The following is a 23,102-nucleotide window of genomic DNA, read 5'->3' as shown; positions in this document are numbered from 1 at the left end:
TTGTCCCCTCCCGCTCGTTCGGCACCGGCCTCTGGTCCGGCGGCCGACCCGAGGGCTCCCTCCCACTGCGCAGGTTCGTCCCGACCTGCCGTACCCGATGGAACACGCATGCACATCCGCTCCACCGCCGCGCGCACCCTGGTGGCCGTCCCGACCGCCGCCGCCCTGATGCTGCTCGCCCCCGCCGCGCACGCCGTCGCCGGCGGCAACGGCAACGGCAAGGGCGCCCCCGGCAACAACGGCACCGTGAAGATCCACGACGCCGCCACCGGCCAGGAAGACGTGCGCAACGAGCCCAAGGTCTGTACCTTCTACCTGGACTCCTTCGGCTTCGACCCGAACCAGGACGTGCTCTGGGCGATCTTCGACATGAACGACATGTCCGAGCCGGTCGTCTACGGCGACATCCCGGTCGACGACCACGGCCACGTCCGCACCGAGGACATCAACCTGCCGGACGGTCACTACAAGCTGTTCTGGAAGGCTGTCCCGCTGGTCAACGGCGAGCTGCCGGAGATGCCGGACGTCAGCAACCCCAAGCACAAGGTCTTCATGGTCGACTGCGGCGGCAAGACGCCGGCCCCGACCGGCAAGCCCTCGCCGACCGCCACCCCGACCAAGGCCCCGTCGGCCAGCCCGACCGCCGTGCCGAGCACCACCCCCTCGCACACCGCCACGCCGACGCCGTCGCACACCCCGACGCCGACCCACACCCCGGCGCCGACCCACACCCCCGAGCCGACCCACTCGGCCACCCCGGCGCCGGTCCCGCCGACCACCCCGGCCACCCAGCCGTCGGCGACGACCCCGGCGACCCCCGCGCCGACCACCCCGGCCGCCGACGTTCCGACCGACGCCCCGAGCGACGCGCCCAGCACCGCCCCGAGCGCCGGCCCGTCCACCGCGCCGACCGCCACCGTGCCGGTGCACCCCGGAACCGGCACCAAGGTCAGCCCGGACCAGCCCCTGGTCGTGCCCGCCAAGGTCAGCGTCCCGACCCCGATCCCGGGCGCCGCCTCGGACGGCAAGAAGCTGGCCACCACCGGTAGCGACGGCACCCTGCTGTACGCGGGCGCCGGCACCGCCCTGCTGGTCGCCGGCGCGGGCGCGGTGGTCTACACCCGCCGTCGCCGCACCTCCTGAGGCATCCGAGCCTGAGGCCGCTGCCTCCGGGGGTCTGAGCCCTCCGGAGGCCGCACGCCGCGTCTGAGCCGCGGCACCACGGAGCCCCTGACCCGCGGACAGCCGCGGGACGGGGGCTCCCCGCCGTGACCACGGGCGGCGCACCCTGCGGGGTCCGGCACCGGGGGCGCGGCAGCAGGGCCTGTCTTGTGGCCCCGGCGAGGACCCGCAAGACAGGCCCTCAAAGCCCCTGGCCCGTACGGGGGACGGACCAGGGGCTTCCACTCGGGAGTACGGAGCACGGGCCCTCAGGGGTTCACCGCCAGCACCACGAATTCCGCCAGCACCCCCAGGTGCACCGCGCCCTGGAGCATGGTCGCCCGGCGCGGGATGACCGTCAGGGTGCCGAGCACGACGGTCAGCGTGAGCAGCACCATGTGCGCGGGTTCCAGGCCGAGGACGAGCGGGCCGGAGAGCCAGGCGGAGGCGATGGCGACCACCGGGATGGTCAGGCCGATACTGGCGAGCGCCGAGCCCAGGGCCAGGTTGAGGCTGGTCTGCACCCGGTTGCGCAGGGCCGCGCGCAGCGCCGCGATGGTCTCCGGCAGCAGCACCATCATGGCGATCACCACGCCGACCACGGCGTGCGGCAGCCCGGCGTCGTCCACCGCGGACTCGATGGTCGGCGAGACGCCCTTGGCCAGGCCGACCACCGCGACCAGCGCGACGGCGAGCAGCAGCAGGCTGACCCCGGCGGCCCGGAGGGTGGGCGGGCTGGCATGGTCTTCGTCCACCCGGATCTCGCCCTCGGCGGTGACCGGCACAAAGTAGTCCCGGTGCCGCAGCGTCTGGGTGGTCACGAACAGCCCGTACACCAGCAGCGAGGCGGTGGCCGCGTAGCTCAGCTGGGTGGTGGAGAACTGCGGGCCCGGCGCGCTGGTGGTGAAGGTCGGCAGCACCAGGCTGAGCGTGGCGAGGGTCGCGACGCAGGCGAGCGCGGCGCCGGTGCCCTCGGCGTTGAAGACGGCGGTGCGGTACTTGATCGCGGCTACCAGGATGGACAGGCCGAGGATCCCGTTGCAGGCGATCATCACGGCGGCGAACACGGTGTCCCGGGCCAGGGTGGAGGACTTGTCCCCGCCGTCGGCCATCAGCGTCACGATCAGCGCGACCTCGATCACGGTGACCGCCACCGCGAGCACGAGCGATCCGAACGGCTCCCCGGTCCAGCGCGCGATGACCTCGGCGTGGTGCACGGCGGCCAGCACGGCACCCACCAGGAAACACGCGACCACGCCCACCACCCAGCCGGGCAGGTCCTCGTGCCAGGTCAGGGCGAGGACGACGAACGCCACCACGGGGACGACGACGGTCCACTGCGCGGTGACCGCGCGGAGCTTCGTGATCATGCGGCCGAGGATCCCAGACCACGGGCCGGTCACCCGGGTGCCCGCGCCGGGATACGTATGGATGTGGCATGACTCATCCCGATATGGACAGTCACCCGCCGTAGCCGGCAAGGTACCTGAGCACCCTGTCGACATGCGGTCGGACCCGCTCCGGGACGCCCCCGGCGGCCGCCACGGTCTTGTCACTGGTGCGGTAGCCGGCGGTGACCAGGGCGGGCAGGTCGCGGCTGAAGCCGCGTCGCTTGAGCTGCTGGTCCAGCCAGCAGACGTAGTTGCCCATCGCGGCGATCGCGTCGCCCGGGTCCAGGTAGGACTTGGGACCGGGGTGGTTGGCGGCCTTGGACCACGCGTCGAAGACGGCGGGCGTCCACATCGCGATGCCGTACTCGCCGGTCTCCGGGCGGGCCGCGTTCGGGTCGAAGCCGCTCTCGGCCTTGAGCATCGCGGCCAGCAGGATCGGCGTGACCTCCGGCTCTGGGCAGCGCCGGGCCGCCTCCTCGATCATGCCGCGGTAGGCCGTCGGGACGTCCGAGCTGGCCGGGATCGCCCCCGGCGGCGGCGCGGCCCGGTGGGCGTCCGACCCGGTGGGCTCGGGGCCGCCGGTCAGCGCGAGCACGACGGCGGCGCAGGTCAGCAGGCCCAGGCCGGCCCGGGCGGCGGCGCGGCGGCGCCCGGCCGGACGGGCGGTGGCGCGGGCGACCAGCGCGGCGAGGTCGGTGCGGGAGCGCTGGTCCCGGTCGGCGGTCAGGCAGGCGGCCACCACGGCGCGCCAGGGTGCGGGCAACGCCTGGTCCGGCCGCAGTGGGGCCGCGCCGCGGGCGTACGCCTGGGCGGCCAGCGAGCGGGCCCGGGCGGTGGCGCCGAGGAAGGGGTGCAGCCCGCCGGTGAGCAGCTGGTGGGCGATCACCCCGAAGGCCCAGATGTCGGCGCTGGGGCGCAGCGCGACCCCGCGCGCGCCGGTGCGCTGGGACCACCACTCGGGCGGGACGTGGTCGGGCGAGCCCAGCGGCGGGGCGTACGCGTGGGTGCCCTCCAGTTCGGCGGTGAGGCCGAAGTCGGCGATCTTGGCGGTGCCGTCGGGCATCAGCAGGATATTGGCCGGTTTGAGGTCCCCGTGGACCCAGCCACCCCGGTGCATGTGGGTCAGTCCGGCGCAGACCTGGGCGAGGACGCGCTCGGCGCCGGGCACCGCCGTGCCGGGGCGGGCGGTGGCGAGGAGGTCCTGCAGGCTGCGGGCGGCGCGTTCCATCACCAGGGCCACGGCGCCGTCCAGGGCGGGGTGGTCGGGGTCCTCGACGGTGACCACGGCGAGGGTGCGGATCAGGTGGGGGTGGTCGGCGCGGCGGCTGAACCGCAGCTCGCTGTGGGCCATCTGGGCCGCGGTGCGGCGCTGGCCGGGGCTGAACCGGGCCGGGCCGAGGATCTTGACGGCGGCCGGGGTGCCGTCCGGGCCCTCGGCGGCGTAGACGCTGCCCCAGGCACCCGCGCCGAGGAAGGCTCCGGTGCGGTAGCCGGCCAGCGGGTAGCCCTCGGGGACCTCGAAGGGCGGGCGGGCCTGCGGAGGGTGCCGCTCCTCGGATGGCTGGGGGTCCGGCCGGGCGGCGCCCGGTTGATCGGCGGGGGTCACGGCCGGGCGGCCGGGCGCCGGGGCGGGAGCAGGGTCAGGTGCTCCTCCCGGACGAGGTCGAACTTCAGGGCCAGGGCGACGAGTTCCTCGCGCTTGCCGCCGGCCGGGCCCTGCTCGTACGGCTCGCGCAGCCGCAGTTTGGCGCACACCAGGTAGTCGATGTGGTAGTTCACCGCCGAGCGGGTCAGCCCGCGGCAGGAGGACAGGGCGCGCAGCCGGGCCAGCACCTCCGTCACGCCGGGGACGGCGGCGGTGGAGGGCGAGCGCAGCCGGGGTTCGCAGAGCGCGAGCAGGACGAGGAAGTACTTGGCGGTCGGGTCCAGGGCGAAGGGGCTGACGGTGCGCTCGCCGTCGGCGCCGATCGGGCCGCCGTCCAGGTAGGCGTGCTGCGGGGCGAAGACCTTGAAGGAGGCGGGTGTTCCGAGGGCGGGCAGGAGCACCCGGGAGAGCTCGAAGGGAACGGGTGCGCCGAGCCGCCCGGGGGCCACCTTGACGTGCTCCCCCGCGCCCTCCAGGTTCTCGACCACATACGTGGCGGTGGTGCTGAAGTTGGACAGCCGCCAGTAGTCCTCGGCGGCGGCCACCTCGCCGGCGCGGCGGGAGACGCCCTGGTCGCTCAGCGGGATGGCGACCGGCCTACCGGGTTCGCCGCGCCCGAACACCGCCGTCTCGCCCGGGCCCATCCGCAGCAGTCCGGGCGCCGCTCTGGGCGCCATGTCCGGCCCCGGGCCGGGCAGTTGCACGATGACCGTGTCCACGCAGTCACCTCCGCTGGGGTCGGTTCGATGCTATCCGTCCGATTCGCCGCAGCGGCGAGGCGCCACTCGGACGGGTGAAGGAACACCGCCAACCACGGCCGGTTGCCGGGGAGTTGTCAGCCAAAGAACTGATCATTTGTCAGACCGCAGTTCGTCCGCGCGCCGAACGTTCAGCGAACGATTGCAGCCAGTAGTTGAACAGTCACCATGAGTGTGACGCAACGCACACGCAACACGTCCATGATTTGTGCAAGACTCATCTCAAGGAGTGAGATTCCCTTAATTTCCAAGGAGGTTCGCATCATGCGCACTCGGATCGCAGCTGTGATGATGACGGTGGCAGGGATCGCGACCCTGACGGCCGGTCCCGCCACGGCCGCCACGGCGACGTCCGAGACCGGCACCGCGGCCTGCGCCACGGTGCTCAACCGCCCCTGCGTCTCGCACCAGATCGACGGCGAGGGCATCGTCGGCGTCGCCCAGGTCAGCGCCGACCCGAACCAGTTGACGATGGTTCAGGTCGAGGTCCGCACCCAGCAGGCCTGGGGCAGCCCGTGGGAGCCGGTCGCCAGCGCCACCACCGTGCGGCTCGGCTCGGCCCAGGCCGTCACCCCCCGTGTGACCGCCACCGCCCCGCGCGTCATCTGCGCCACCGCCGGCCCGGCGCTGGACGCGAGCAAGCAGGTCACCACCTGTACCAACCCGTTCTGACCGGGGGCCGCCCCGACGCACCACCCGTTCCGCACGACGAGGCGGCATCCGCAGGACAGGGCACCGGGAGCCGGGGCGTTCGCGCCCCGGCTCCCTCCACACCCGCCCCGAGCTCCGCACCCGCCCCGACGGCCCCCACCAGGCGGTACGCCCACCGGCCCGCACCGGCCCCGGGTGGACCTAAAGGCCCCGTTCACGGCAAACTGGTCTAGACCTCGGAGGTCTAGACCTCAGACTCGCCTCAGAACGGTGGACCCAGTATGGAAATCGTGATCGTCCCTGACGCCACAGCGGCCGGCGAACTCATCGCCGCGGCGATCACCGATCTGCTGACCGACAAGCCCGAGGCCCTGCTCGGCGTCGCGACCGGCTCGACCCCGCTGCCGATCTACCAGGCCCTCGCCGCCCGGGTCCGGGACGGCCGCCTGGACGCTTCCCGGGCGCGCATCTGCCAGCTGGACGAGTACGTCGGCCTGCCCGCCGGCCACCCGGAGTCCTACCGCTCGGTCGTGCTGCGCGAGGTCGTGGAGCCGCTCGGCCTGACCGAGGAGTCCTTCCTGGGCCCGGACGGCAACGCCGCCGACATCGCCGCGGCCGCCACCGCCTACGACCGCGCGCTGGCCGGGGCCGGCGGCGTGGACCTGCAGTTGCTCGGCATCGGCACCGACGGCCACATCGGCTTCAACGAGCCCTGCTCCTCGCTCGCCTCGCGGACCCGGATCAAGACCCTGACCCGGCAGACCCGGGTGGACAACGCCCGATTCTTCGACAGCATCGACGAGGTCCCGCACCACGTCATCACCCAGGGCATCGGCACCATCCTGGAGGCCCGCCACCTGGTGCTGCTCGCCACCGGCGAGGCCAAGGCCGAGGCCGTCGCGCTGGCCGTCGAGGGCCCGCTCGCCGCCGCCGTCCCCGCCTCGGCGCTGCAGCTGCACCCGCACGCCACCGTGGTGGTGGACGAGGCCGCCGCCTCCCGCCTCAAGCTGGCCGACTACTTCCGCGACACCTACGCGGCCAAGCCGGCCTGGCAGAAGCTCTGACCCGTAGCAGCCGCAGCAGCCGGGGCGCCGAGCTCCACGGTCTCCATGGGTCGGCGCCCCGGCCGTTCGTGTCCGCTACCGCTTGCGGAGCCAGTCGGCGAAGGCCTCCAGCGCCGGGCCCGGGTCGCTGCGGCCGACGCCGATCCGGAAGCGGTCGGCCGGGGTGGGGGTGAGCTCGGAGCGGAACATGCTCGCGGGCATCAGCAGCACCCCCGCCTGCTCGACCAGCGCCGTGCAGAAGTCCTCCACCCCGTCCGCGCCGAGGTAGCGCGGGTAGGCGACGCAGCCGCCGTCCGGAGCGCGCCAGTCGAAGAGCTCGGGGAACTCGGCGAAGAAGGCGTCGAACCGCGGCAGGTTCTCCGCGATGATGCCCCGGTTGCGGTCCAGGATCCGGTCCCGGGCGGTGATCGCGATCCGGGCCAGCACCTCGCTGGGCGCCGAGTTGCAGATGGTGGTGTAGTGCTTGGCCCGCTCCAGCCGGGTGCGCAGCTCGCGGTCCCGGCAGGCGATCCAGCCGATCCGCAGCCCGGGCAGGCCGAGCGACTTGGAGGTGACGTTGAGCGAGAGCGCCGTCGCCGACAGGTCGGCGGCCTGCGGCAGGATGCGGGCCGGGTCGCGCTCCAGGCCGCGGTAGACCTCGTCCGAGAACAGCCGGATGCCGCGCTCCTCGCACAGGTCGACGAGGCGGCTGAAGTCGGCGGCGTCGATCAGCGTGCCGGTCGGGTTGTTGGGGAAGTTGACCGAGAGCAGCTTGGTGTTGGGGCGCAGCGCCGCCTCGACCGCGTCCAGGTCGAGCGCCCAGTCCTGCCGCTCGTCCAGCGCGACGCCGGTGACCTCGCAGAGTGAGAGCGGGATCGTCTCGGCGGACTGGTAGTTGGGGGTCAGCACCACGGCGTGGTCGCCCGGTTCGAGCAGCACCTGCATGGCGAGGTTGATCCCCTCCTGGGCGCCGCCGAAGCAGATCACGTCTTCCGCCTCGACCCGGTCGTACATCCCGGCGATGGCCTGGCGCAGGCCCGGGTCGCCGTAGGTCTCGGTGTAGCCGAGCGCGAGGGTGTCCCAGGCCTCGCGGTCCTCGGGGCCGGCCAGGGCGAGCAGCTCGGCCATCGTCATGGTCTGGGCGTCGGAGGCGGTGAGGTGGTGGCGCGCGGTGAACTCCCAGCGCGAGAAGTAGGTTTCGAGCCGGAAGTCGGGCAGCTGGGTCATCGGTCTCAGTCCTTCCTGGGGCTGGCGGCGCTGGGGCCGGGGCCCGCCGGGTGCTTGAGCTCGGCGAGCAGGGCGTAGGCGGTGGAGCGGGAGATCCGCAGTGCGGTGGCGACGGCGGGGACGGCGCGGCGGACGGCGAAGATCCCGGCCTCGTCCAGTTCGCGCAGCACGGTGAGCCGGTCCTCGCGGGTGAAGCGTTCCAGCGGGCGGCCCTGGGCTCGGACGTGGCCGCCGATCACGTCGTTCATCCGCTCGGTCCAGTCGCGTTCGAACAGCGGCTCGGGGCGGGGCGCGGTGGGCGCGGCGAAGTTCGCCAGCAGGGCGGCGGCCTGGTCCAGCGGCCCCCGGTCGAGGTTGACGCAGAGCACCGCCGAGGGGTTTCCGGCCTGGTCGCGCAGTACGGCGCTGACCGAGGAGAGCCGCCGGCCGTCCGGCAGCAGCTTCTCGTAGGGGCCGTAGACGTCGGGCGCGGACGGGCCCAGCTGGTCCAGTTCGCCGAGCAGGGAGGGGTCGCCGGGGGCGCGGGTGGTCATCGGGTTCCAGATGGCGAGCACCCGGTCGGTGGCGGTGTCGTGCAGCACCACCTCGGCGTAGGGGCCGAGCAGCAGGGCCACCGCGCGGCAGACGGGTGACCAGGTCCGGACGCGCGGGTCGGGGTCTTCGGCAGGCATGCATGGACTGTACGTCCGGACCGGACACTTCGTCCAGGACTGCTTGGCAGAGGCCCCGCCCACGGGTGCGGGCGAGGCCTCTGGGGAGCGGGTGTCGCTCAGCCGCAGGTGATCAGCAGGCCGAGGACGGAGGTGCAGCTGCGGGTGTCCTTGCTGGTGGCGGGCGACGGGTCGGCGGGGGCGCCGGCGTTGCGGGCCACCGTGACGTCCCAGCTGCTGACCAGGTTCAGCGGGCCGACGCCGAGGGAGAAGTGCCGGGTGGCGCTGGCGCCCTTGGCGAGCGGGGCGCTCAGGGTGCACGTGAGCTTGCCGGCGGCCACGGTGCAGTCGCTGGAGCTCGCGGCCAGGCCGGCGGGCAGGTCGGCCGAGACGGTGGCCGAGGCCACCGGGTCGGGGCCCTGGCCGGTGAGGGTGACGGTGTAGTCGACCCGGCCGGCGAACAGGTCGGTGGCCGGGGTCGCGGTGAGCGCGACGCCCAGGTGGGCGCTGGGCGCGGTGTAGCTGAAGCGGTCGGCGGCGACGGCGGCGCTGGTGCCGCCGGGCGTGGCGACCTGGACGTCCACCGGGCCGGTCACCGTGGTGGCCGGGGCGGTCGCGGTGCAGCTGGTCCTGGTGCAGCTGAAGGAGGTGGCCGCGCCGGCCGCGCCGAAGGTGACGGCGGTGGCGCCGTTCAGGTCGGTCCCGGTGACGGTCACCGTGGTACCGCCCGCCCCGGAGCCGCCGCTCGGGCTAATCCCGGTCACCGCGGGCACCGGCAGCGGGAAGTTCAGCAGGTCGACGGCGTTGCCGGTGAAGTCGGCGAGGTAGCCACGCCGCCCGTCGGCGCTCAGCGCCAGGGTGTACGGGCTGGCGCCGACCGGCACGGTCGCGGTGACCGTCCGGCTCGCGGTGTCGACCACACTCAGGGTGTTGTCGTTGTAGTTGGAGACGTACGCGGCGGAGCCGTCCGGGGCGAGGGTGACGGTGTACGGGCCGTTGCCGACCGCGACGGTGCCGAGCAGGGTGTTGGCGCCGGTGTCGATCACCGCGGCGGTGCTGTCGTCCCCGTCGGCGACCCACAGCCGGCTGCCGTCCGGGCTGAGCGCCAGGCCGAAGGCGCTGTGGCCGACGGCCACGGTGGCGCTCACCGTGCCGCTCGCGGTGTCGACCACGTTCACCGCCTTGCCGCTGGAGGCCGCGACGTACAGCCGCTTGCCGTCCGGCGAGACGGCCAGCCCGTGCGGCTCGGCGCCGACCGGGACGGTGGCCGTGACGGTGTTGGACGACGTGTCCAGCACGCTCACGGTGTCGGCCCCGGCGTTGCTGACGTAGGCGCGCGTGCCGTCCGACGACAGCGCCAGGCCCCAGGGCTGGGCGCCGACCGGGACGGTGGCGATGACGGTGTCGCTCGCGGTGTCCACCACGCTGACCGCGTTGTCCAGGTGGTGGGTCAGGTAGGCCCGGTGCCCGTCTGGCGAGAGGGCGACCGCGTACGAGCCGGTGCCGGCGGTGAAGCTGCCGGTCACGGCCTTGCTCGCGGTGTCCAGCACGCTCACCGTGCCACTGCTCTGGCTGGTCACGTACGCCCGGGCGCCGTCCGGCGTGAGCGCCACCCCGGCCGGGTAGGGCGCCACCGGCACGTGGGCGGTCACGGTCGGCGGCGGTGCGGCCGCCTCGGCGGTCACGGGCTGGGACAGCAGTGCGGCCGTGGCTGCGGATATCGCCACCAGCGCCGTCCAGGTGCGCCGGGGTGCGCGACGTGCTCTCACGGAATCTTCTCCAGGGGGATGGGCCGAGGGGTGCGGTGAATGACGTGGTTCCGGAGCCGCACGAAGCGTAGAAGGCGTGCTGATGGTGCGTCAGGAGCTGATCGGTAATGTCGCCAACTGTTCGGATTCGACCGGATGCGGCTTCGACGGCCGCACCGGGCCGCGAGCCGCTCCACCGGCCCCACCCGGGGAACGCGACCAGGGTCTCGATCGAACCGCGGCGGACATCCACTACGAGGTGTTCGGCCCGGACCTCTGGCTCGGTGCCTGAGATCCTCCGTCAGATCCTCCGTCAGATCCTTCGTCAGCGCGGGCCCGCCCGATACGATTACGGGCGGACCGGTGCCGCTTCGACCGAAGGAGTCCGGGTTGCGGGTCGCGCTGTTCGCCACCTGCGTCAACGACGCGCTGTTCCCCGCCACGGCGGTCGCCACCGTCCGGCTGCTGGAGCGGCTCGGGGTGACGGTGGACTTCCCCGCCGGGCAGACCTGCTGCGGGCAGCCGCACTACAACACCGGCTACCGCCGGGCCTGCGAACCGCTGGTGCGACGCACGGCCCGGGCCTTCGCCGGGTACGACCACGTGGTGACGCCCTCGGGCTCCTGCGTGGCGATGGTCCGGGACAACTACCCGCGGATCGGCGCCCGAGCCGTCGCCGAGGGCCGGGGCGGCGAACTCACCGACGCCGCCGTCGACCTGGCACCCCGAGTGGTCGAACTCACCGAGTTCCTCACCGACGTGCTGGGCGTCGAGGACGTCGGCGCGTACTTCCCGTACACCGTCACCTACCACCCGTCCTGCCACGGCCTGCGGGTGCTCGGCCTGGGCGAGCGGCCGCTTCGACTGCTGCGCGCCGTCAAGGGCCTGGAACTGGTGGAGCTGCCCGGCGCGGAGGAGTGCTGCGGCTTCGGCGGGACCTTCGCGGTGAAGAACGCGGCGGTGTCGGCGGCGATGGCCGAGGACAAGCTCGCCAACGCCCTCGGCACCGGCGCCCACGTGCTGTGCGGCGCCGACAACTCCTGCCTGCTGCACCTCGACGGCACCCTGCGTCGCCGGGGCGAGCCGCTTCGGCCGCTGCACCTCGCGGAGATCCTGGCCAGCACCGAGGAGCACCCCTGGAGGCCTTCGTGAGCAGCACTTTCGTCGGCATGCCCGCCTTCCCACAGGCCGCCGCCCGGGCGGTACGGGACGGGCAGCTGCGCGCCAACCTGCGGCACGCCACCCACACCATCCGCGACAAGCGCGCCCGGGCCGTCGCCGAACTCGACGACTGGGCCGAGCTGCGCGCCGCCGGGAAGGCGATCAAGGACCACACGCTGCGCCATCTCGACCGCTACCTGGTGCAGTTGGAGGAGTCCGTCACGGCGGCGGGCGGCACCGTGCACTGGGCGGCGGACGCCGAGGAGGCCAACCGGATCGTCGCCGCGCTGGTCCGGGCCACCGGAGCCAGTGACCATGAGAAGCGTGATGTGGTCAAGGTCAAATCGATGGCCACCCAGGAGATCGGGCTCAACGAAGCGCTGGCGGCCGAGGGGATCACCGCCTACGAGACCGATCTCGCCGAGCTGATCGTGCAGTTGGGCGAGGACCGGCCCTCGCACATCCTGGTCCCGGCGATCCACCGCAACCGGGCCGAGATCCGGGAGATCTTCGCCGAGCGGATGGCCGCCTGGGGCCGCCCCGCGCCCGAGGGGCTGACCGACCGCCCCGCCGAACTCGCCGAGGCCGCCCGGCTGCACCTGCGGGAGAAGTTCCTGCGGGCCCAAGTGGCGATCTCCGGCGCCAACTTCATGGTCGCCGAGACCGGCACCCTGGTGGTGGTCGAGTCCGAGGGCAACGGCCGGATGTGCCTCACCCTCCCCCGCACCCTGATCTCCGTGGTCGGCATCGAGAAGGTCGTGCCGACCTGGCGGGACCTGGAGGTCTTCCTCCAACTGCTCCCCCGCTCCTCCACCGCCGAACGGATGAACCCGTACACCTCGCTCTGGACCGGGACGACCGAGGGCGACGGCCCCTCCGAGTTCCACCTGGTGCTGCTGGACAACGGGCGCACCGCCGCGCTGGCCGACCAGGTCGGCCGCCAGGCGCTGCGCTGCATCCGCTGCTCGGCCTGCCTCAACGTCTGCCCGGTGTACGAGCGGGCCGGCGGGCACGCCTACGGCTCGGTCTACCCGGGCCCGATCGGCGCCATCCTGACGCCCCAACTGCGCGGCACCGCCAGCCCGGTGGACGCCTCGCTGCCGTACGCCTCCTCGCTCTGCGGGGCCTGCTACGAGGTGTGCCCGGTGGCGATCGACATCCCCGAGGTGCTGGTGCACCTGCGCGAGCGGGTCGCCGAACAGGGCGGGCACCCGCTGGAGCGGGCGGCGATGGCGGCCGCCGGGTACGTGCTGGACCACCCGGCGGCGCTGGCGGCCGCCGAACGGCTGGCCGGGCGCACCCGGGCGCTGCACCCGCGCCGGCTGCCCGGGCCGGGGCGGGCCTGGACCGACACCCGGGACCTGCCCCAGGTGCCGGCCGAACCGTTCCGCGACTGGTGGAGGAGGAACCGGGGATGAGCTCAAGGGAGTTGGTCCTCGGCCGGATCCGGGCCGCGCTCGGGGACGCCGCCGAGGCGGCCGAACAGCCGCTGCCGCGCGGTTACCGGAGCGCACACGTGGCGACGGACGATCCGGCGGCGCTGCTCGACCTGCTGCACCGCAACCTGGCCGACTACCGGGCGCTGGTGCACCGCTGTTCCACCGCCGAACTTCCCGTGCGCGTCGCCGAGTTGCTCGCCCAGCGCGGCAGCCGCACGGTCGCCGTGCCGGACGGCCTGCCGGCCTCGTGGCTCTCCGCAGCCGGTGACGTCGAGCTGCTGCCGGACGGCAACGGCCTCACCGCCGCCCGGCTGGACGCAGTGGACAGCGTGGTCACCGGCTGCGCGCTGGCGATCGCCGAGACCGGGACGATCGTGCTGGACGCCGGACCCGGTCAGGGCCGACGGCTGCTCTCGCTCGTCCCGGACCACCACATCTGCGTGGTCCGGGCGCCCGAGCAGGTCGTCGCCTCGGTGCCGCTCGCGCTGCCCCGGCTCGACCCGGCACGCCCGCAGACCTGGATCTCCGGGCCCTCGGCGACCAGCGACATCGAGCTGGACCGGGTCGAGGGGGTGCACGGGCCGCGCACCCTGGAGGTGCTGCTCACATCGCCGGACGTCACTGGAGCCTGAGCTCCAGGGTGCAGCACTTCGCCCCGCCACCGCCTTTGAGCAGCTCCGAGACGTCCACCGGGATCGGCTCGTAGCCGTGCTCGGTGAGCCGGCCCGCCAGGTTCTTGGCGGCCTCCGGCAGCAGCACCCGGCGGCCGTCCGACACCGCGTTCAGCCCGAACACCTCGGCGTCGGCCCGGTCGGCGAGGATCGCGTCCGGGTAGAGGGAGCGCAGCACCGAGCGGCTGCGGGCGTCGAAGGCCTCCGGGTAGTACATGACGTGGTCGTCGGCGAGGACGGCCAGCGCGGTGTCCAGGTGGTAGAAGCGCGGGTCGACCAGGGTGAGGCTGACCACCGGCACGCCGAACAGCTCCTCCGCCTCGGCGTGCGCGGCCCGCGAGGTGCGGAAGCCCGTCCCGGCGAGCACCCGGCGGCCGACCACCAGGTGGTCGCCCTCGCCCTCGTTGACGTGCCCGGCGCGCCGCACCGCGCGGTAGCCGCGCGAGCGGAACCAGGCCTGGTAGGCCCCGGACTCGGCGGCCCGCTCCGGGTGGCGGAAGGTCGCCACCAGGGCCCGGCCGTCCAGCACGGTGGCGCCGTTCGCGGCGTACACCATGTCGGGCAGCCCGGGCACCGGGTCGATCAGCTCGACGGTGTGGCCGAGGCGGCGGTACGTCCGGTAGAGCCGCTCCCACTGGCGGACGGCCAGCGCGGTGTCGGTGGGTTGCGTCGGGTCCATCCACGGGTTGATCGCGTAGTCCACCGTGAAGTACGTCGGCCGGCACATCAGGTAGCGGCGCGGCCGCGCCGTGCGTGCCGGGGTGTGCGTGGGCATTGCTCAACCGTCCTCGGATCTCGGGAAGTCGGGGGTACGCCTCGCTCCAGAGGCGGCTGCCCCGCCGCTCCCGTTCGCACACCCGCGCGGGCGCCCCCGCCGGGCGCAACCCCCCGCGCACCCGGCGCGAGCCCCGGCGCACGGGCCCTGGTGTCCGGCGGCTACCAGCGCACCGCAGCGAAGTCCACCGGCTCGGTGCGCAGCGCCCGGGCGCGCACGGCGAGGGCGCGCAGGCGGCGGTCGGCCTCCTCGGCGGGCATCCGGCGCTTGTCTCCGTGGCCGGGCAGCAGCCACTCGAAGCGCAGCGCGCCCAGGCTGCGGTCCAGCGAGGCGGACTGCTCCTCGATCGAGTACCAGGTCACCGCCTCCTGCACCTCGATGTCCTGGTTGGTGCGGGACCAGTACAGGCTGTCGCCGCTGAAGCAGTAGCGCTCGTCGGCGACGTACAGCACGCTGCCGAGGGTGTGGCCGGGGAAGGGGTGGGCGACCAGGCCCGGGGAGATCTCCACCGGCTCGATACCGCGCAGCACCTGGTCGGCGTCGGGCGCGGACTCGAGGTCGCCCTCGTGGATCCAGAGCCGGGCGCCCAGCCGGTCGGCGTACGCACGTCCGTGCACGGCGTGGTCGCGGTGGGTGAGCAGGACGTCGGTGACCGGGCCGAGCGCCTCGTAGCGGGCGGCGAGGCCCTCGCTGAAGCGGGGCGTGTCGATCATCACCCAGCCGCCCGGGCGACGGCAGAGATAGGAGTTGGCGCCCGCGTTGCGCCGGGAGTTGTGGCCGAGCAGCAGCACCCCGTCGTCCAGGGTGAGCGGGAACGGGTCGGTGGCCGGGTCGAGCCGGCCGTTGCCCCGGCGGATCGAGCGGGTCGGGCAGGCGTGGGCGGCGGCGAGCAGCTGCTGCCGCTCGGCCTCGTCACGCGGCTGGCGGATCAGTTCGGACCTGCGGTTGCGCTCGATGATCAGGTCGGGCGCGAGCTGCCGGGCGACGTCGCAGTTGGTGCAGCGGTCGTCGATGGTCCAGTTCTGGTCGGCGGTCGGGTTCTGGTCGGCGGTCGGGTTCTCGGAGCGGTTCACGGGTGGCTTCCCCCTGGAAGGACGGCGGCCGGGGCGGCCGCACACCTTGAGCATCGTCCGTTCGCCCCCAAAACGGGAAGGGGGCAAGGATCTTGTGGTTTTCAGACTGCGCCGCTCTGCGGGGGCGCGGGTGGTCCCTGAGAGTACGTGGCCCATCTCACGTGCCCACACGGTCACCTACGGTGGCGTAGGTCACTTGATTCGGTGAACTATCTCTTTCATGCCGAACCTCCAGGAGACCCTTGACCTCAGTTCGTATGCCGCCCTCGGGGACAGCTTCACCGAGGGCCTGAACGACCCCGGTGCGGGCGGCGCCTTCACCGGCTGGGCGGATCGCCTGGCCGGGATGCTCGCCGACGGGCGACCGCCGGGCGGGTTCCGCTACGCCAACCTGGCGGTGCGCGGACGGCTGTTGGACCAGATCGCGGCCGAGCAGGTGCCGCAGGTCCGCCGGCTCCAGCCCGACCTGGTCACCTTCTGCGCCGGCGGCAACGACATCCTGCGGCCCGGCAGCGACCCGGACGAGGTGGCCGAGCGCTTCGAGGCCGCCATCGCCCAACTCGCCGAATCCGCCGGGACGGTGCTGATCTGCACCGGCTTCGACACCAAGGACGTGCCGCTGCTCAAGCACCTGCGCGGCAAGATCGCCACCTACAACGGGCACATGCGGGCGGTCGCCGACCGCTACGGCTGCAAGGTGGCCGACCTGTGGTCGCTGCGCGCGGTGCAGGACCGCCGCGCCTGGAGCGAGGACCGGCTGCACCTCTCCCCCGAGGGCCACCAGCGGGTCGCCCTGCTGGCCGCCCGCTCGCTGGGCCTGGCCACCGCGCAGGACCCGGAGGACCCGTGGCCGGCCGCGCCGGTCCTGTCCCCGGCCGACCAGCGGCGGGCGGACATCCAGTGGGCCCGCGAGTACCTGCTCCCGTGGGTCGGACGACGGCTGCGCGGCGAGTCCTCGGGCGACCACGTCGAGCCCAAGCGGCCGGAGCTGCTGCCGCTCTGACGAACCATCAGCTCCTGACACCGGGTGCTGTGGCGCGACCGGCCCGCAGCACCCGGTGCAGCAGGGCGGCACCGGCCGCGCCGACCAGGTACCAGGCGAGGTCCGGCGGATTGAAGGTCGACCCGAGCACCAGGTGGACCAACGCGCTGCGCCGGCCCCAGGCGTCCGGCAGCCCGGTGGCCTGGAACAGCTCCACCGCCCAACTCGCCGCTGCCGCCAGGACCGCCGCCCGCACCGGGCGTACCCTCGGCGCGACCAGCACCACCAGGGCGTACACCAGGATGGTGTAGAGCGCGTCGCCCGCGCACTTGGCCGGGTCGCCGGGCATCACAGCACGTACGCCCAGGCCGGCCGCCACCGTGAGCAGCGCGGCCGCGGTAGCGGGGAGTCGTGCGACCAGGCCCTTCCGAAGATCGTTCACCCGCCCCAGGCTACGGCCGGCGCCCGTCAGATCCGCACCCTGGCCCCAGGAACCACCGCGCGACGCCGGACGTCACTCCTCCCTGATGAGCCATCCGTGCAGGTCACGGGCGGGAGTTCGGAGCAAGGCAGGCGGGCGGGAAACAGTGACGGACAACGGAAACACCACCGTGCGGCGGCAGTTCGCCGTCCCCGGGTTCGCGGCCGGACCGGACGGCCGGGCGCAGCGGGCACGGGAGCGCGGGAAGGCACTGCGGCAACGGGTGCCCCGGGAGCGGCATGCGGAGTTCGCGGCCGCCACCGACCGGCCGACCGCCGTGGCCGCGATAGAGGCGTCCAACGCGGGCCGGATCCCGGGGCTGGTGCCGATCAGGGTGGGCCGGATGGCCGCCACGCCGTTCGCGTTCCTGCGCGGGTCGGCCGGGCTGATGGCCGCCGACCTCGCGGGCACCCCGGTGACCGGGGTGGACGCGCAGCTGTGCGGGGACGCCCACGCGGCGAACTTCGGGCTGTACGGCGACGCGCGCGGCCAACTCGTGATGGACATCAACGACTTCGACGAGACCGTGCCCGGCCCCTGGGAGTGGGACCTCAAACGCCTCGCGACCAGCCTGGTGCTGGCCGGCCGGGAGACCGGGGCGAGCGAGACCACCGCCCGGACGGCCGCCCAGCACGCGGCGGGCTCCTACCGCCGGACCATGCGCACGCTCGCCAAGCTGCCCGCGCTGGACGCCTGGAACGCCGTGGCGGACGAGCAGTTGGTGTCCTTCGCCGAGGCGCACGACCTCGCCGACGTGCTGCAGAAGGTCGGCGCGAAGGCGCTCGGCAACACCAGCGCCCGGTTCGCCGCCCGCAGCACCACCCGTACGGCGGACGGCGGTTGGCGGTTCACCGCCGCGCCCCCGGTGCTCACCGAGGTGACCGACGCGACCGCCCGCGCGGTGGCCGAGGCGCTCGGCCCGTACGTGGCGACGGTCGCCCCCGAGGTGCGCACCCTGCTGTCCCGCCACCGGGTGCAGGACGTGGCGTTCCGGGTGGTGGGCACCGGCAGCGTCGGCACCCGCTCGTACGTGGTCCTGCTCACCGACCACCGGGACCAGCCGCTAGTGCTGCAGGTGAAGGAGGCCAGGCCGTCCGTGCTGCTGCCGTACCTGCGACGCGAACAGCCGGAGGAGCACGAGGGCAAGCGGGTCGTGCTCGGCCAGAAGCACATGCAGGTGGTCAGTGACACCCTGCTCGGCTGGACCACCGTCGACGGACTTCCGTACCAGGTCCGGCAGTTCCGCAACCGCAAGGGCAGCGTCGACCCGGCCGCGCTGCTGCCGGCCCAGCTGGACGACTACGCGCGGATCACCGGCGCGCTGCTCGCCCGGGCCCACGCCCACACCGCCGACCCGGGCCTGCTGGCCGGGTACTGCGGCAAGAGCGAGGCGCTGGACGAGGCGGTCGCCGCCTTCGCCGTCGCGTACGCGGACCGCACCGAGGCGGACCACGCCGAGCTGGTCACGGCGGTACGCAGCGGACGGCTGCCCGCCGAGCAGGGCGTCTGACTCACGTGGCGAGGAACGGCGCGACGGCGGCGACGAACTCGCCCGGCCGGGCACTGTGCACCAGGTGTCCGGCTTCGATCGTGACCAGCCGGCAGTCCGGGATCAGCCGGGCGAGTTCGGCGATCCGCTCCTGCGGGACGTGGCTGTCCCCCGCGCCCGCGACGGCCAGGGTGCGGGCGGTGATCCGGGTCAGTCCCTCCCGCCAGGCCGGGTCGGGGGTGTCGAGCTGTGCCTTGACGGCCCGGACCATCGCCCAGTCGAAGTGCGCCGGCTCCTCCGTTCCTTCGGCCGGCCCGCTGGCCGGACGCGGGTGGAGCGCGGGGATCTCCTCCAGGACCAGCCGGTCGATCCGCTCGGGCACCGCCTGGGCGAGCAGGTAGGCGACCGCGCCGCCCATCGAGTGGCCGACCAGGTCGATCCGGCCCAGGCCGAGCGTGTCGAGGAAGGCCAGGACGTCGTCGCGCATCGCCTCCAGGCTGTACCCGGCGGTGCGGCCGCTGTCGCCGTGGCCGCGCAGGTCGAGCGCGTAGACGTGGTGCCCGGGGGCGAGGTCGGGCAGCACGACGTCCCAGTCCGCCGCGCGCTCACCGAGGGCGTGCAGCAGCACCAGCGGCGGGCCGTCGGGCCGTCCGCTCTCGCGGTAGGCGAGCACGACCTCGGGGAGTTCAACCGTCCGTACCTTCGTCATGCCCGCCACCGTACGTGCCGACGGGGCCTCACCGGACGGGTGTTCGCCCTCGGCTCATCGCGAGCGGTTCGTTCTCGCGCTGCTCCCGCCCGCCCGCCCGGCCGGCGAACACCGAGGCCAGCACGGCGAGTCCGGCCACCGCGGCGCAGACCGTACTGGCGGCCAGGTAGGCGGAGCGGTGGCCGCCGCCCCCGGCGGTCGCCCGCAGGTAGACGCCGGACAGTGCCGAGACCGCGACGGCGGCGGCGATCCGCTGGGTCATCTGCAGGATCGCCCCGCTCACCCCGGCCGCCTCGGCGGGCGCGTGGCGCAGCACGAACGCCTGGTTGGTGGAGCCCATCAGGCCGACCGAGGCGCCGCTGAGGAGCTGCAGCATCGCCAGCAGCCAGGGCAGTACGGCGGCCGGGGCCCAGTGGGCGACCAGTCCGCTGCCCAGCATGGCCAGGGCGGAGCCGATCATGCCGATGGTGATGGTGCGTCGGCCGAAGCGCTGCACCACCCGCCAGGCGAGCGCGGAGGCGGTGGCCATGGCCAGTGCGGAGGGCAGCGCCACCAGGGCGGCGCCCAGCGGGGACAGGCCCAGGCCGTCCTGGAGGAACATGGTGAGGACGAGCGAGGCGGCCAGCGAGGAGCCGAACTGGGCCATCGCGGTGGCCGTGCCGAGCACGTACGGCGCGGAGCGGGTGAGCGCCGGGTGGATCAGCGGGTGCCCGCCCCGTCCGGCGTAGCGGCGCTGCCACCAGGCGAGCGTGCCGAGCAGCAGCAGGGCGGCGGCCGTGAAGCCGAGCCAGCCGGTCCAGCCGGGCGGCTGGACAAAGGGCAGCATCAGGGCGAGGGTGAGCGCGCCGACCAGCAGCAGGCCGGCCAGGTCGAGGTCGGCGTGCCGGGCGGCCGGGCGGGGCTTGGGCAGGTGGCGCGCGGCCAGGGCGACGGTGGCCACGCCGAACGGAACGTTCAGCAGGAAGGTCAGCCGCCAGCCGAGTTCGGGGCCGGCCGCGGCCAGCACCATGCCGCCGATCGGCGGGCCGAGGGCGAAGGCGAGGCTTCCGGTGACGGCGTACATGCCGAGGGCCCGGGCGCGCAACTGGCCGTCGAAGACGTCCTGGAGGGTGCCGATCATCTGGGAGTTGACCAGCCCGGCACCCGCACCCTGGAGCAGCCGGGCGGCGATCAGCACCCCGGGGTCAGTGGCGGTCGCGGAGACCAGGCTGACCAGGGTGAACAGGGCGAGTCCGGTGACGAAGAACCACTTGCGGCCCTTGACGTCGCCGAGCCGGCCGCCGGGGATCAGCGCGAGGCCGAAGGCGAGCGAGTACCCTGCGACGATCCACTGCAGGTGGGCGGGCTGGGCGTGCAGGGCCTCGCGCAGGGCGGGGATGGAGGTGTTCAGGACGGACTGGTCGAGCAGCGTGGTGAACCCGCCCGCGACGCAGACCAGCAGGACGCGGCGCCCGGCGGCGTCGAAGCGCTCCCTGGGCGGCTTGGCTGCCGGGCCCTCGTTTATCGGGCCGTCGGCCATCGGGCCCTCGCCTATCGGCCCGGTGGCGGCGGCGCTCACGGTTCGACCACCACGAGCGCGTAGCGGGCCTCACCTGGGCCGAGGCTGCGGAAGCGGCTGGTGCCGGAGCCGTAGCGCAGGCAGTCGCCGGGGCCGAGCAGCTGTGCCTCGCCGTCCAGGGTCAGTTCCAACCGCCCCTCGAACACCCAGAGATGGTGCTCCAGCCCGGGCAGACAGGGGCGGTCGTAGGCGATGTCGGCGTCCTGCCAGACCTGCTGCTCCCCGGCGCGCACCAGCCGGGCCGGTTCGGACTCCACCTCGGCGAGCAGCCGGGACATCGTCCGCCCGTACACGGCGCAGAGCCGCCCGAGCAGCGCGGCGGTCGGGCTGACCTCGGCCCGCTCCACCCGGGACAGCGTGGAGCGGCTGACGTCCGCCTGCCGCGCCAACTCCTCCAGTGTCCAACCGCGTTCGACCCGCAGCTCGGCGAGCCGTTGTGCCAGCCGCTCGTCGGCAGCCGTATCGATTCCCATATTCGCGATGCTATCCCGGATATGAGATCACCTTCTCCGGTTTTTCGAGGGCCTGGTGAAGGTCTGACGGCAGCTCGCCTCCTCCCCCTCGACCCTGGCGAGCCGGTGATCATATGATGTCCGCCGACAAAGTGGCCGGTCAGCGGCCCATCGGGCGGGGGGACCACGATCGTGTTCGGCATCATCAGACCGTGTAGGCACCGGCTGTCCGAACGGCTCCAGACCTCCTGGATGGCGCACCTGTGCGGGCTCTGCCTCGCCCTGCGCGACGACCACGGACAACTCGCCCGCACCGCCACCAACTACGACGGGCTGATCATCTCCGTCCTGGTCGAGGCCCAGGCCGCCCGGGAGGACTCCTCCTGGCGGCGCACCGCCGGGCCGTGCCCGCTGCGCGGCATGCGGACCGCCTCCGTCGCCAAGGGCGAGGGCGCCCGGCTGGCGGCCGCCGTCTCGCTCGCGCTCGCCTCGGTGAAGATCCGCGACCACGTCGAGGACCGGGACGGCGTGTTCGCCCGCCGCCCGGTGGCCGCCGGGGCTCGGGCGGTGACCCGGCGCTGGGACCGGCAGAGCGCGGGCAGTGCCTCCACGGTCGGCTTCGACACCGCCGTGCTGCTCGACGCCGCCTCCCGGCAGGGCGAGTTGGAGCGCTCGCTACTGCCGGGCGGCTCGGTGCTGCTGGTCACCGAGCCCACCGAGACCGCCACCTCGGCCGCCTTCGCGCACACCGCCGCGATCGCCGGGCGCCCCGGCAACGCCGCCCCGCTCGCCGAGGCGGGGCGGCTGTTCGGCCGGCTCGCCCATCTCCTGGACGCCGCCGAGGACCAGGCCGCCGACGCGGCCTCGGGCGCCTGGAACCCGCTGACCGCCACCGGCACCGACCGCGCCGAGGCCGAGCGGCTCTGTCGCGACGCCGTCCACGGCATCCGGCTCGCGCTGCGCGAGGTCGAGCTGAGCGACCGAGCGCTGGTGCACGTACTGCTCGGGCACGAGACCGAGCGCGCGGTCGACCGGGTCTTCGGCCCGGCCGCGCACGGGGCGGACTGCCGGCGCGGCGCCCAGGGCGAGCACCCTCAGGACGCGCCGCCGCGTCAGGTGCCGCCCGGGTACCCGGGCGGGCCGTACCCCGGCCAGGACCCGAACCAGGCGCCGATCCCCCCGTGGGTGCCGCAGGGCCCCGGCTTCACCCCGCCCGGCGGCAAGCCGCCGCACCCGCGCAACCTGCTCGCCGGGTGCGCGGTCTGGGCGCTGATGGCCTGCACCTGCCAGCTGCTCTGCTGCGAGCACAACGACCCGTTCAGCCGCGAGCGCCGCAAGGGCTTCTGCGAGCGGCACGACTGCTGCGACGCGTGCGACTGCGGCTGCGATTCCGGCTGCTGCGACTGCTGCAAGTGCGGGTGCGACTGCTGCGACGACTGCGGCTGCGACAACTGTGGTTGCGACGGCTGCGACTGCGGCTGCGACTGCTGACGTACCGTCGGTTCTCCTCCCGGCCGGGCTCGGCCCGATCGGACGAGACCGGCCCGGGGTGCCCCCGCAGCACCCCGGGCCGGTCCACGTCCTCGCGCTGCTCGGCTCTTCGCCGGAGCGGCGGCACCACCATCGGGTGCGGCTCGACGCCCTCAGGCGTCACGCCCCGCCGCCTCCCGGGCCGCCGCCAGCGAGCTCTCCAGCCCGGCCAGCAACTGCCGGAACCGCTCGGCGCCCTGTCTTCGAAGGCCGGGTCGACGACCTGAACAACCCGGCCAACTCCTCCACCGCCGACGAGTGGCACACGTCGGTCGACCGGGTGGAGTGCCTGCGCCGGATCGCCGCCACCGGCAACTACGACCTGGACGGCCCGTCCACCATCACCGCCTTCGGCTCCGGCTACACCATCAGCTGAGCCCCCTCCCCTCGCCCCGGGGTCCGGGGTCCGGGGTCCGGGGTCCGGGGTCCGGGGTCCGGGGTCCGGGGTCCGGAAGAGTGTGGGACCCGGGCCCACTCTGTTCCACGCCTGTGACGCGGCGGGCATCGG

General features: G+C 74.0%; 22 protein-coding genes. 10 read left to right on the top strand and 12 right to left on the bottom strand.

Annotated elements, in window-relative coordinates; all coding sequences use genetic code 11:
- Positions 1 to 108: 108 nt before the first annotated feature.
- The gene (locus ACZ3UD_RS10120; RefSeq protein ID WP_465584742.1) at positions 109 to 1,143 is read left to right on the top strand and encodes an LPXTG cell wall anchor domain-containing protein; all 1,035 of its coding nucleotides are present in this window, start codon (positions 109 to 111) and stop codon (positions 1,141 to 1,143) included.
- A gap of 287 nt (positions 1,144 to 1,430) precedes the next feature.
- On the opposite strand, the gene ACZ3UD_RS10115 is transcribed toward ACZ3UD_RS10120, so the two are convergent.
- The 3 genes from ACZ3UD_RS10115 to ACZ3UD_RS10105 form a co-directional block, all read right to left on the bottom strand.
- Positions 1,431 to 2,531: a calcium:cation antiporter gene (locus tag ACZ3UD_RS10115; protein WP_465584739.1), complete on the bottom strand. Its 1,101-nt coding sequence runs from the start codon at positions 2,529 to 2,531 to the stop codon at positions 1,431 to 1,433.
- A gap of 91 nt (positions 2,532 to 2,622) precedes the next feature.
- Entirely contained in the window at positions 2,623 to 4,158 is a 1,536-nt protein-coding gene (locus ACZ3UD_RS10110; protein WP_465584736.1) for a serine/threonine-protein kinase, read from the bottom strand.
- Entirely contained in the window at positions 4,155 to 4,916 is a 762-nt protein-coding gene (locus ACZ3UD_RS10105; protein ID WP_465584734.1) for a serine/threonine protein kinase, read from the bottom strand. The genes ACZ3UD_RS10110 and ACZ3UD_RS10105 overlap by 4 nt, the downstream gene beginning before the upstream one ends.
- A 303-nt stretch (positions 4,917 to 5,219) precedes the next feature.
- Here ACZ3UD_RS10105 and ACZ3UD_RS10100 point away from each other — a divergent pair, with 303 nt between their 5' ends.
- Together ACZ3UD_RS10100 and nagB are read left to right on the top strand one after the other, a co-directional pair.
- Complete coding sequence (locus tag ACZ3UD_RS10100) at positions 5,220 to 5,627, top strand: hypothetical protein (RefSeq protein WP_465584731.1); 408 nt, start codon at positions 5,220 to 5,222, stop codon at positions 5,625 to 5,627.
- Positions 5,628 to 5,887: 260 nt separating this feature from the next.
- Positions 5,888 to 6,670: a glucosamine-6-phosphate deaminase gene (gene nagB / locus ACZ3UD_RS10095; protein WP_465584728.1), complete on the top strand. Its 783-nt coding sequence runs from the start codon at positions 5,888 to 5,890 to the stop codon at positions 6,668 to 6,670.
- Between the two features lie 75 nt (positions 6,671 to 6,745).
- On the opposite strand, the gene ACZ3UD_RS10090 is transcribed toward nagB, so the two are convergent.
- From ACZ3UD_RS10090 to ACZ3UD_RS10080, 3 genes are all read right to left on the bottom strand, one after another.
- Positions 6,746 to 7,876, bottom strand: coding sequence for an aminotransferase class I/II-fold pyridoxal phosphate-dependent enzyme (locus ACZ3UD_RS10090; RefSeq protein ID WP_465584725.1), 1,131 nt, complete (start codon positions 7,874 to 7,876; stop codon positions 6,746 to 6,748).
- Positions 7,877 to 7,881: 5 nt separating this feature from the next.
- Positions 7,882 to 8,547, bottom strand: a complete 666-nt coding sequence (locus tag ACZ3UD_RS10085) for a helix-turn-helix transcriptional regulator (RefSeq protein ID WP_465584722.1) — start codon at positions 8,545 to 8,547, stop codon at positions 7,882 to 7,884.
- Between the two features lie 98 nt (positions 8,548 to 8,645).
- Positions 8,646 to 10,295 (bottom strand): beta-propeller fold lactonase family protein, encoded by a 1,650-nt coding sequence (locus ACZ3UD_RS10080; protein WP_465584719.1) that lies wholly within the window; start codon positions 10,293 to 10,295, stop codon positions 8,646 to 8,648.
- Positions 10,296 to 10,664: 369 nt separating this feature from the next.
- Between ACZ3UD_RS10080 and ACZ3UD_RS10075 the strand changes: the two genes are divergently transcribed.
- The 3 genes from ACZ3UD_RS10075 to ACZ3UD_RS10065 are packed head-to-tail and all read left to right on the top strand — an operon-like array spanning position 10,665 to position 13,506.
- Positions 10,665 to 11,426, top strand: a complete 762-nt coding sequence (locus tag ACZ3UD_RS10075) for a (Fe-S)-binding protein (protein WP_465585094.1) — start codon at positions 10,665 to 10,667, stop codon at positions 11,424 to 11,426.
- The gene (locus tag ACZ3UD_RS10070) at positions 11,423 to 12,853 is read left to right on the top strand and encodes a lactate utilization protein B (RefSeq protein WP_465584716.1); all 1,431 of its coding nucleotides are present in this window, start codon (positions 11,423 to 11,425) and stop codon (positions 12,851 to 12,853) included. The genes ACZ3UD_RS10075 and ACZ3UD_RS10070 overlap by 4 nt, the downstream gene beginning before the upstream one ends.
- Complete coding sequence (locus tag ACZ3UD_RS10065) at positions 12,850 to 13,506, top strand: LutC/YkgG family protein (RefSeq protein ID WP_465584713.1); 657 nt, start codon at positions 12,850 to 12,852, stop codon at positions 13,504 to 13,506. The genes ACZ3UD_RS10070 and ACZ3UD_RS10065 overlap by 4 nt, the downstream gene beginning before the upstream one ends.
- On the opposite strand, the gene ddaH is transcribed toward ACZ3UD_RS10065, so the two are convergent.
- Together ddaH and ACZ3UD_RS10055 are read right to left on the bottom strand one after the other, a co-directional pair.
- Positions 13,493 to 14,320, bottom strand: a complete 828-nt coding sequence (ddaH, locus tag ACZ3UD_RS10060) for a dimethylargininase (RefSeq protein ID WP_465584711.1) — start codon at positions 14,318 to 14,320, stop codon at positions 13,493 to 13,495. The two genes, ACZ3UD_RS10065 and ddaH, sit on opposite strands and share 14 nt — an antisense overlap.
- 161 nt (positions 14,321 to 14,481) lie before the next feature.
- Positions 14,482 to 15,393, bottom strand: coding sequence for a 4Fe-4S domain-containing protein (locus tag ACZ3UD_RS10055; RefSeq protein WP_465584708.1), 912 nt, complete (start codon positions 15,391 to 15,393; stop codon positions 14,482 to 14,484).
- A 220-nt stretch (positions 15,394 to 15,613) separates the two neighbouring features.
- Between ACZ3UD_RS10055 and ACZ3UD_RS10050 the strand changes: the two genes are divergently transcribed.
- On the top strand, positions 15,614 to 16,396 hold the full coding sequence (locus ACZ3UD_RS10050) for an SGNH/GDSL hydrolase family protein (RefSeq protein ID WP_465584705.1): 783 nt from the start codon (positions 15,614 to 15,616) through the stop codon (positions 16,394 to 16,396).
- Between the two features lie 7 nt (positions 16,397 to 16,403).
- On the opposite strand, the gene ACZ3UD_RS10045 is transcribed toward ACZ3UD_RS10050, so the two are convergent.
- A complete protein-coding gene (locus ACZ3UD_RS10045; RefSeq protein ID WP_465584697.1) occupies positions 16,404 to 16,817 on the bottom strand; it encodes a ribosomal maturation YjgA family protein in 414 nt (137 codons plus the stop codon).
- An 85-nt stretch (positions 16,818 to 16,902) separates the two neighbouring features.
- Here ACZ3UD_RS10045 and ACZ3UD_RS10040 point away from each other — a divergent pair, with 85 nt between their 5' ends.
- A complete protein-coding gene (locus tag ACZ3UD_RS10040) occupies positions 16,903 to 18,366 on the top strand; it encodes a DUF2252 domain-containing protein (protein ID WP_465584694.1) in 1,464 nt (487 codons plus the stop codon).
- A 1-nt stretch (position 18,367) separates the two neighbouring features.
- Here ACZ3UD_RS10040 and ACZ3UD_RS10035 read toward each other — a convergent pair whose 3' ends face one another.
- Genes ACZ3UD_RS10035 through ACZ3UD_RS10025 form a run of 3 tightly spaced genes read right to left on the bottom strand, consistent with a single transcriptional unit; the run spans position 18,368 to position 21,085 of the window.
- Positions 18,368 to 19,054, bottom strand: coding sequence for an alpha/beta fold hydrolase (locus ACZ3UD_RS10035; protein WP_465584692.1), 687 nt, complete (start codon positions 19,052 to 19,054; stop codon positions 18,368 to 18,370).
- A 28-nt stretch (positions 19,055 to 19,082) separates the two neighbouring features.
- Positions 19,083 to 20,612 (bottom strand): MFS transporter, encoded by a 1,530-nt coding sequence (locus ACZ3UD_RS10030; RefSeq protein WP_465584689.1) that lies wholly within the window; start codon positions 20,610 to 20,612, stop codon positions 19,083 to 19,085.
- On the bottom strand, positions 20,609 to 21,085 hold the full coding sequence (locus ACZ3UD_RS10025; protein ID WP_465584687.1) for a helix-turn-helix domain-containing protein: 477 nt from the start codon (positions 21,083 to 21,085) through the stop codon (positions 20,609 to 20,611). Before ACZ3UD_RS10025 ends, ACZ3UD_RS10030 begins: the two co-directional genes overlap by 4 nt.
- Before the next feature lie 171 nt (positions 21,086 to 21,256).
- Here ACZ3UD_RS10025 and ACZ3UD_RS10020 point away from each other — a divergent pair, with 171 nt between their 5' ends.
- Both ACZ3UD_RS10020 and ACZ3UD_RS10015 read left to right on the top strand, forming a co-directional pair.
- Positions 21,257 to 22,555, top strand: a complete 1,299-nt coding sequence (locus tag ACZ3UD_RS10020; protein WP_465584684.1) for a DUF5685 family protein — start codon at positions 21,257 to 21,259, stop codon at positions 22,553 to 22,555.
- Between the two features lie 58 nt (positions 22,556 to 22,613).
- Complete coding sequence (locus ACZ3UD_RS10015; RefSeq protein ID WP_465584681.1) at positions 22,614 to 22,970, top strand: hypothetical protein; 357 nt, start codon at positions 22,614 to 22,616, stop codon at positions 22,968 to 22,970.
- Positions 22,971 to 23,102 lie beyond the last annotated feature (132 nt).

The organism is Kitasatospora sp. NPDC023118 (assembly GCF_055560875.1).
The sequence above is the reverse complement of the archived record's forward strand: the minus strand, read 5'-3'. Positions and strand labels throughout refer to the sequence as shown.

Bases quoted from the DNA above. Each gene is read 5' to 3' on its own strand.
- ACZ3UD_RS10120 (WP_465584742.1), top strand. From the start codon at position 109: ATGCACATCCGCTCCACCGCCGCGCGCACCCTGGTGGCCGTCCCGACC.
- ACZ3UD_RS10115 (WP_465584739.1), bottom strand. From the start codon at position 2,531: ATGATCACGAAGCTCCGCGCGGTCACCGCGCAGTGGACCGTCGTCGTC.
- ACZ3UD_RS10100 (WP_465584731.1), top strand. From the start codon at position 5,220: ATGCGCACTCGGATCGCAGCTGTGATGATGACGGTGGCAGGGATCGCG.
- nagB (WP_465584728.1), top strand. From the start codon at position 5,888: ATGGAAATCGTGATCGTCCCTGACGCCACAGCGGCCGGCGAACTCATC.
- ACZ3UD_RS10090 (WP_465584725.1), bottom strand. From the start codon at position 7,876: ATGACCCAGCTGCCCGACTTCCGGCTCGAAACCTACTTCTCGCGCTGG.
- ACZ3UD_RS10085 (WP_465584722.1), bottom strand. From the start codon at position 8,547: ATGCCTGCCGAAGACCCCGACCCGCGCGTCCGGACCTGGTCACCCGTC.
- ACZ3UD_RS10065 (WP_465584713.1), top strand. From the start codon at position 12,850: ATGAGCTCAAGGGAGTTGGTCCTCGGCCGGATCCGGGCCGCGCTCGGG.
- ddaH (WP_465584711.1), bottom strand. From the start codon at position 14,320: ATGCCCACGCACACCCCGGCACGCACGGCGCGGCCGCGCCGCTACCTG.
- ACZ3UD_RS10050 (WP_465584705.1), top strand. From the start codon at position 15,614: ATGCCGAACCTCCAGGAGACCCTTGACCTCAGTTCGTATGCCGCCCTC.
- ACZ3UD_RS10040 (WP_465584694.1), top strand. From the start codon at position 16,903: ATGAGCCATCCGTGCAGGTCACGGGCGGGAGTTCGGAGCAAGGCAGGC.
- ACZ3UD_RS10035 (WP_465584692.1), bottom strand. From the start codon at position 19,054: ATGACGAAGGTACGGACGGTTGAACTCCCCGAGGTCGTGCTCGCCTAC.
- ACZ3UD_RS10025 (WP_465584687.1), bottom strand. From the start codon at position 21,085: ATGGGAATCGATACGGCTGCCGACGAGCGGCTGGCACAACGGCTCGCC.